This is a genomic window from Pseudomonas sp. P5_A2_2, assembly GCF_054177685.1.
Genome location: NZ_JBGCUL010000282.1, coordinates 1 through 5,200 on the forward strand (window position 1 = coordinate 1; position 5,200 = coordinate 5,200).

Sequence of the window (5,200 nt, forward strand, 5' to 3'; positions counted from 1 at the left end):
GCATTATGTCGCAGTTTTGCGTGCGCATCGCACCACTCCACCCCTTATCGAAGCAGGATGTTCGCCATGATTCGTATGCCTCTGGCTACCGCCAGTCTGTTGGCCATCGCTATTTCCCTCGCCGGTTGCGGCGAAGGTAAAGACCAGGAAAAAGCTGCCGCGCCTGCACCAGCTGCCAGCACTGCGACTGCCCCGGCTGCTCCAGCCGCTGCGCCTGCCGCTGCCGGTAAAGTCGACGAAGCCGCCGCCAAAGCCRTTGTCGCCCATTACGCCGACATCGTTTTCGCCGTTTACAGCGATGCCGAATCCACCGCGAAGACCCTGCAAACCGCCGTCGACGCCTTCCTCGCCAAGCCGAACGCCGACACCCTGAAAGCCGCCAAGGCAGCCTGGGTTGCCGCTCGCGTGCCTTACCTGCAGAGCGAAGTGTTCCGCTTCGGCAACACCATCATTGACGACTGGGAAGGTCAGCTGAACTCCTGGCCGCTGGACGAAGGCCTGATCGACTACGTCGACAAGTCCTACGAACACGCCTTGGGCAACCCGGGTGCCACCGCCAACATCATCGCCAACACTCAAGTGCAGATCGGCGAAGACAAGGTCGATGTCAAAGACATCACCCCGGAAAAACTCGCCAGCCTGAACGAGCTGGGCGGTTCCGAGGCCAACGTCGCCACCGGCTACCACGCCATCGAATTCCTGCTCTGGGGCCAGGACCTGAACGGTACCGGTCCTGGCGCCGGCAACCGTCCGGCTTCGGACTACCTGGAAGGCAAAGGCGCCACTGGCGGTCACAACGATCGTCGTCGTGCCTACCTGAAGTCCGTGACTCAGCTGCTGGTCAGCGACCTGGAGGAAATGGTCGGTAACTGGAAGCCGAACGTGGCCGACAACTACCGCGCCACCCTGGAAGCGGAACCGGCTGAAACCGGCCTGCGCAAAATGCTGTTCGGCATGGGCAGCCTGTCCCTGGGCGAACTGGCGGGCGAGCGCATGAAGGTTTCCCTGGAAGCCAACTCCCCGGAAGACGAACAGGATTGCTTCAGCGACAACACCCACAACTCGCACTTCTACGATGCCAAGGGCATCCGTAACGTGTACCTGGGTGAATACACCCGTGTCGACGGCACCAAAATGACTGGCGCCAGCCTGTCGTCCCTGGTGGCCAAGGCTGATCCGGCCGCTGACACCGTACTGAAAGACGACCTGGCTGCTACCGAAGCCAAGATCCAGGTCATGGTCGACCACGCCAACAAGGGTGAGCACTACGACCAGTTGATCGCTGCCGGCAACACTGCGGGCAACCAGATCGTCCGCGACGCTATCGCATCGCTGGTCAAGCAGACCGGTTCGATCGAAGCCGCCGCTGGCAAACTGGGCATCAACGACCTGAACCCGGACAACGCTGATCACGAATTCTGATCAACGCTGGCTGAGTGATCAGTAAGGCGACCTTCGGGTCGCCTTTTTCTTACCTGCTACACGCAGTCCCCCTTGTGGGAGCGAGCTTGCTCGCGATGCGGTATGTCATTCAAAGTTGATGTCGACTAACACGGCCCCATCGCGAGCAAGCTCGCTCCCACAGGGGGCCGGGTTGGCCGCGACAATTGCCCCACATCAAGCAAACGATAATTCCTCTTATTCAAATTCCCATCCCCTGTTAGACTTTGCGCCCTTGTTTTGCTCGTCTTGCAGGATGTCTGATGCCCTCGCTGCCTCTTCGCTTGTCCGCACTGTTTCTGGCCCTGGGCCTGAGTGCCTGCGATGACGCCCCGCAATTCACCCGGGCAGAACCCGGTGAAGCCCGCTCCGGCGGCAGTGCGACAGTGCGCAAGACCGATCAGAACGCGTTTTCCATGCCCTCGGCGAATCTGCCGCCGTCACGGCGCGTGGATTTCAGTGTCGGCAACAGTTTCTTCCGCAGCCCTTGGGTGATCGCCCCGTCGACGACGACCGCCCGCGATGGCCTCGGTCCACTGTTCAACACCAATGCCTGCCAGGGCTGCCACATCAAGGACGGCCGCGGCCATCCGCCGACTCCGGACGATGTGAACGCCGTGTCGATGCTGGTACGCCTGTCGATTCCCGACGCCCCGGCGTATGCCAAGGTCATCGAACAGCTTGGCGTAGTGCCGGAGCCCGTCTACGGCGGTCAGTTCCAGGACATGGCCGTACCCGGCGTGGCCCCCGAAGGCAAAGTGCGAGTCGACTACACCCCCGTGCAGGTTCGCTTCAAGGACGGCACCGAAGTCGAACTGCGCAAACCAAGCCTCAACATCACCCAGTTGGGCTACGGCCCGATGCACCCCGACACCCGTTTCTCGGCACGTGTAGCGCCGCCGATGATTGGCCTGGGCCTGCTCGAATCGATCCCCGACGAAGCGATCCTGGCCAATGCCGAGGCACAGGCCAAGGCGAACAACGGCATCGCCGGACGCCCGAACCAGGTGTGGGACGATGCCCAACAAAAGACAGTGTTGGGACGATTTGGCTGGAAAGCCGGACAACCGACCCTCAATCAACAAAATGTTCACGCGTTCTCGGGTGATATGGGCCTCACGACCAGCCTCAGACCCTTTGATGACTGCACGGACGCGCAAACGGCTTGCAAACAGGCACCCAGTGGCAACGGCCCGAATGGCGAGCCGGAAGTCAGCGACAACATCCTGCGTCTGGTGCTGTTCTACAGCCGTAACCTCGCCGTACCGGCCCGTCGTGACGTCAACGCACCTGAAGTGCTGGCCGGCAAGTCCCTGTTTTATCAGGCGGGCTGCCAGTCCTGTCACACCCCGAAATACACCACCGCCGCCAACGCCGCCGAACCTGAACTGGCCAATCAAGTGATTCGCCCGTACAGCGATCTGCTGCTGCATGACATGGGCGACGGCCTGGCCGACAACCGTAGCGAATTCCAGGCCAGCGGCCGCCAGTGGCGTACCCCGCCCTTGTGGGGCATCGGCTTGACACAGGCGGTCAGCGGCCACACCCAGTTCCTGCACGACGGCCGCGCCCGCAACCTGCTCGAAGCCGTGCTCTGGCATGGCGGCGAGGCGACAGCGGCGCAGCAACAGGTTTTGTCTTTCAATGCCGAGCAACGCGCTGCGTTGCTGGCGTTCCTGAATTCCCTTTAACACGCATTCCACTCGCGGGAGCCCGACATGTTCCGTCCCAAACTGTTGTTCACCAGCCTTGCCGCACTCGCCCTGGGCGCCTGCTCGCCCCAAGACCCACAAGCGGTCACGTCGTCGGCCATCGCCAAGTCGGTGATCCTGCCGACCTATACCCGCTGGGTTGAAGCCGACCGTCAATTGGCGGTCAGCGCCCTCGCCTACTGCGAAGGCAAGGCAACCCTGGAAACCGCTCGTGCCGATTTCCTGCACGCGCAAAAGGCCTGGGCCGAACTGCAACCGCTGCTGATCGGGCCGCTGGCCGAAGGCAACCGTTCGTGGCAAGTACAGTTCTGGCCGGACAAGAAAAACCTGGTCGGCCGTCAGGTGGAGCAACTGGTCACCGCCCAGCCACAGATCGATGCCGCTGCTCTGGCCAAATCCAGCGTCGTAGTACAGGGCCTTTCGGCTTACGAATACATTCTGTTCGACAGCAAGCCTGATGTGGCCAACGCTGAACAGAAGGCCAAGTACTGCCCGCTGTTGGTCGCGATTGGCGAACGCCAGAAGCAACTGGCCGAAGAGATTCTGCAAACCTGGAACAACACCGATGGCATGCTCGCGCAAATGAGCAAATTCCCGAACCAGCGCTACGCGGACTCCCATGAGGCGATCGCCGATCTGCTGCGCGTGCAAGTCACGGCCATCGACACCCTGAAGAAAAAACTCGGCACGCCGATGGGCCGCCAGACCAAGGGCGTGCCGCAACCGTTCCAGGCCGATGCATGGCGCAGCCAGTCGTCCCTGACCAGCCTCGAAGCCAGCCTCGCGGCCGCCAAAACGGTCTGGGAAGGCGTGGACAACAAAGGCCTGCGCAGCCTGTTGCCGAGCGAGCAGAAACCGTTGGCCGACAAGATCGATGCCGCCTATGCCGCCTCGCTGAAACTGTTCGCCAGCAACCAGCGCTCGCTGACCGAAATGCTCGGTGACGACGCCGGCCGCCAGCAGCTCAATGACCTGTACGAAAGCCTCAACGTTGTACATCGTCTGCACGAGGCTGATCTGGCCAAAGCGCTGGGCATCCAACTGGGCTTCAACGCCAACGACGGTGACTGATGAGGGCCCGTTCCATGCTGCGACGCCAGGTTCTGACATTAGGTAGTTTGCTGCTGGGTGCAGTGACGCTGAGCGGCTGGAAGCTGTTCAAGCAAAAGGACAAGAGTCCATTGTTGCTGTCGGCACGGGACGATACCGATGGCCGGCATTACGCCGTCGGTTATCGACTCGATGGCACCCAGGTGTTCGCCACCCGGGTCGGCCAGCGTTGCCACGACATCATCAACCACCCGACACTGCCGATTGCGCTGTTTGTCGCCCGCCGCCCGGGTACCGAGAGCTACCTGATCGACCTGCGCGACGGCGCGCTCCTGCAAACCGTGGTGTCACAGCCGAACCGGCACTTCTACGGACACGCGGTCATTCACCACAGCGGCGACTGGCTGTACGCCACCGAAAACGACACCAGCGATCCGGGTCGCGGCCTGCTCGGCGTGTACAGATTCGAAGGCGAACGGCTGGTGCACAGCGGTGAGATTTCCACCCACGGCCTCGGGCCGCACCAGGTGTCGTGGATGCCCGATGGCGAAACCCTGGTGGTGGCCAACGGCGGGATTCGCACCGAGGCCGAAAGCCGGGTTGAGATGAACCTCAACGCCATGGAACCAAGCCTGGTCCTGATGCAACGTGACGGCACCCTGCTGAGCAAGGAAACCCTCGCCCAGCAGATGAACAGCGTGCGCCATCTGGCCATCGCCAGCGACGGCACCATCGTCGCCAGCCAGCAGTTCATGGGCGCGGCCCATGAGTCGTCCGAACTGTTGGCGATCAAGCGTCCCGGTCAGCCTTTCGTCGCGTTCCCGGTGCCCGAGCACCAGTTGCAGGCCATGGGGCATTACACCGCCAGCGTCGCGGTACACAGTGACTTGCGCCTGGTGGCGTTGACCGCACCGCGGGGCAACCGCTTTTTCATCTGGGACCTGGACAGCGGTGAAGTACGGCTGGATGCACCTCTGCCCGATTGCGCCGGGGTCGGT

The 5,200-nt window shown here is 62.2% G+C and carries 4 protein-coding genes; all 4 read left to right on the forward strand.

Annotated features, from left to right (window positions below; genetic code table 11):
• Nucleotides 1-66: 66 nt before the first annotated feature.
• Nucleotides 67-1,422 carry an imelysin family protein gene (locus ACXRVY_RS16335; protein ID WP_458237767.1) on the forward strand — a complete coding sequence of 452 codons (1,356 nt, stop codon included), beginning with the start codon at nt 67-69 and terminating at the stop codon, nt 1,420-1,422.
• 281 nt (nt 1,423-1,703) lie between these two features.
• Nucleotides 1,704-3,131, forward strand: a complete 1,428-nt coding sequence (locus ACXRVY_RS16340; protein WP_223459995.1) for a di-heme oxidoreductase family protein — start codon at nt 1,704-1,706, stop codon at nt 3,129-3,131.
• Nucleotides 3,132-3,158: 27 nt separating this feature from the next.
• A complete protein-coding gene (locus ACXRVY_RS16345) occupies nt 3,159-4,223 on the forward strand; it encodes an imelysin family protein (RefSeq protein ID WP_223459992.1) in 1,065 nt (354 codons plus the stop codon).
• A gap of 14 nt (nt 4,224-4,237) precedes the next feature.
• Nucleotides 4,238-5,200, forward strand: a 963-nt coding sequence (locus ACXRVY_RS16350) for a DUF1513 domain-containing protein (RefSeq protein WP_458237768.1), incomplete at its 3' end; no start/stop codon positions are given.

Coding starts and splice junctions, on each gene's coding strand:
- ACXRVY_RS16345 (WP_223459992.1), top strand. CDS start 3,159: ATGTTCCGTCCCAAACTGTTGTTCACCAGCCTTGCCGCACTCGCCCTG.
- ACXRVY_RS16340 (WP_223459995.1), top strand. CDS start 1,704: ATGCCCTCGCTGCCTCTTCGCTTGTCCGCACTGTTTCTGGCCCTGGGC.